The organism is Vibrio sp. 10N.239.311.G01 (genome assembly GCF_041465805.1).
GTDB classification, from domain to species: domain Bacteria; phylum Pseudomonadota; class Gammaproteobacteria; order Enterobacterales; family Vibrionaceae; genus Vibrio; species Vibrio crassostreae_C.
Window position 1 is genome coordinate 1 of sequence record NZ_JBFSRM010000063.1, and the last position, 2,660, is coordinate 2,660.

The window sequence follows — 2,660 nt, forward strand, 5'->3', positions numbered from 1 at the left end:
AGACAATTAGAAATTCAAAATCGATAAAAAACAAGCAACCAGAAAATGGCTTTCTAGGCTTGTGTTTAATGACCTCATCTACAAATGTGTTCCACAGAGCGCTATCGTTACTTGATACTTCTTGAAACAATAGGCGTTGATCCGGTTTGATATACACGGCGGAGTCTGACTCATACCATTCGAAAAAATCATTCTTTGCAGTACGAGTCTGATCCATTGGCTTGATTGCACTGGAGTTAAGTAGAAACTGAGTTCGACCCGCGTATTTATTGCCAATCATTAAATAGATTGGCTTTTTATTGGAACCAGAAAGAAGCGGACGGATGACCATGGCTAATGCTTCTTCTTCTGTTTCCAGCTTTAGGGCTTTAGTGTTGTTTTTCTTTTTTAGCCACAACGTTACCTGAAACAACGAATAGAAAATTGTTATAGCACCTAAAGCAATCCATAGGTAAAACTTGTCTGTTATATCTAGCCAAAGGATATAGATTGCAGCGATCGTAGCAGCAAGAAAGAGGAAAATGGCCGTTGATATAACAACAGGGTTCCTCATTAGTTTGTGTTTTAACATAAGCCTATTTCGTTGTTTTGAGTTTGTTGTAATACCGAGTCTTAAGACGGTTTTATGAGTTTTACGGTTTATTTGCTGACAGATCTGATTCTAAGGTTTTTATTTTGTGTAAATAGACGTTCAGTATCCGAAGAGATTTCTGTAGTTCTTTTTGTTGTTGTTCTTTTTCTGCATATTCAATGCGGCCAATCAATGGAAAAAGAGAGTTACTGTACTCATAAGCTCGTGCTGTCTTTTTACTTTCACTTCCTCTAATTACATTCGCAAATACAGTCCTGGCGTTAGAAAAGCGTCGGTGAAGTTGGGCGTAATCTGTGTTTAACTTTTCTTGTTCATTGGTGAACTCTTGGCGTAATCGTAGAATAGAAGACGAGTCCGGATACAGCTTGGTCAAATCAAGCGTCAATCGGTCTAAAATATCGATCTGATACACTTTGATTGGATCGGCAACCCAACCTTTCATTAGTGTGTCTAATTGGTTTACGACATTAGGTCTAACATCTTGAGAAATAGGAGCATATTCATATCTTAATGAATGTGCTATTTCATTAAGTTGTGAGATATCAGATGTGATGATTTGTTTAGTCAGATCTTTTAGTTGGTATTGCTTATAAAAGAAGTGAGAGGACAATGCTAAAGCAAGAAATCCGGCTAACAGGTAGACGACTAAATAATTAGAGGGTGTTTTATCGTCGACTTTCGATGTTGTTGCAGATTGCTTATTTGACACATCAATTTTAATGGTTGATGGTTGAGCCACTGGTGTTGGTTGTTTATTTTCTTCTGGAGCTCGGTACTTTCGTTGATTCTCTGCTTCGCGCAGGTTTGCTTCGGTCTCTTTATGTTCATCAACCCATTGCTTTAAGATTCGACGTACCCCACCTAATGAAGGTGCTTTTATACCGTAATGTAGTCTTAGTTCTTCTTCAATTCTCATACATAAGCGATGGCAAGTTTCGATCAGCAGTACGTCGTCGGGGTTTGTTTTAATCGACTTTATTCGTTTTTCTGTGTGTTCAACCATCCAGTCTATCGCCCCAATCCTTGCGTTTGATTTTGTAACTTCTGGATATGCGGTAAACCAATAAACGACGCATAAGTCCAGAATAGAACTGAGTCCTTCAGCTAAACCTTTTAAGCCATCATTATGTGTTGCTGCGACAGTAAAGTAGCAACTACAACGGAAATCTTTGCTGTTTTTCGAAAGTATCGTTTTTGAAAGAGACTGAACCTTTTTCCAAGAGACTCTCCCTGTCACCTTATTAAGGTTATTAATTTGACGTTTTATCTCTGTAAAATCATCTAATGCGTTTGGGTTAGTTCCGCTAGGCTTTTCTTCGTCAATAGGCCGTCTTGTGAAATCTGAGGAGAACATAATCTTGATATCCAACTGTATATATAACGAAATCGAAATTTAGCGATAACTAATAAATTTAGCCTCGCTTGTTTTTTATTTATATTTTTCAAGGATTCTATAGTCAAACAGAATAATTTGAATGTTAAAAGATTTGAAAAGTTCTTAATTTCAGCACTATGTGACGTTATTCACAAAAAGATCAAAAATGTAACAATTTACGACTAGGCTTTATAAAATTTCAGTGATGAAAGTCACATTTATGGTCTTTTTGGGGAGAAATAATATGAATCTAACTATTCCTACGTGTGGTTCTTTATTGATTAATAACGGTGTTTTTCAAGGTAGTTGTCATCATTTGCTTACTTATTAAGCAGCTTCTCTTTCTGGATTTAGGTGAACGTCACCAACAGGTTCACAGTTTCTGATATCACCAGGCCAGCGTTCAGGGTTTAGCTCTTTTGCAGCGAGTAGTACCTCCGCTCGGCGCTTCAAGATCTCTTTATCTTTTCCATTGTGACGCTCTGAAGGCGTGACATAATTCAGCTTACTGTGCTTGTGCTCCGTGTTGTACCAGCGTACGAAGGCTTCAACCCAACTTCGACTACTGTCGATTGTTTCAAAGCCCTTTGTTGGCCAGCTTGGCATGTACTTTACCGTGCGGAACAATGACTCAACAGACGGGTTATCATCACTGACTCTTGGGCGACTATACGATGAAGTAATACCTAACTC

At 38.2% G+C, this 2,660-nt stretch carries 2 protein-coding genes and 1 pseudogene; all 3 read right to left on the bottom strand.

All coding sequences use genetic code 11. The features are described 5' to 3' along the window. Positions 1 to 571 (bottom strand): annotated as a pseudogene (locus AB6D06_RS22345) (type VI secretion system membrane subunit TssM); the annotation flags it as partial. 61 nt (positions 572 to 632) lie between these two features. Then, positions 633 to 1,946, bottom strand: a complete 1,314-nt coding sequence (locus AB6D06_RS22350) for a type VI secretion system ImpA family N-terminal domain-containing protein (protein ID WP_102429258.1) — start codon at positions 1,944 to 1,946, stop codon at positions 633 to 635. 348 nt (positions 1,947 to 2,294) lie between these two features. After that, a partial coding sequence (locus AB6D06_RS22355) for an integrase core domain-containing protein (RefSeq protein ID WP_372111905.1) occupies positions 2,295 to 2,660 on the bottom strand: 366 nt, incomplete at its 5' end.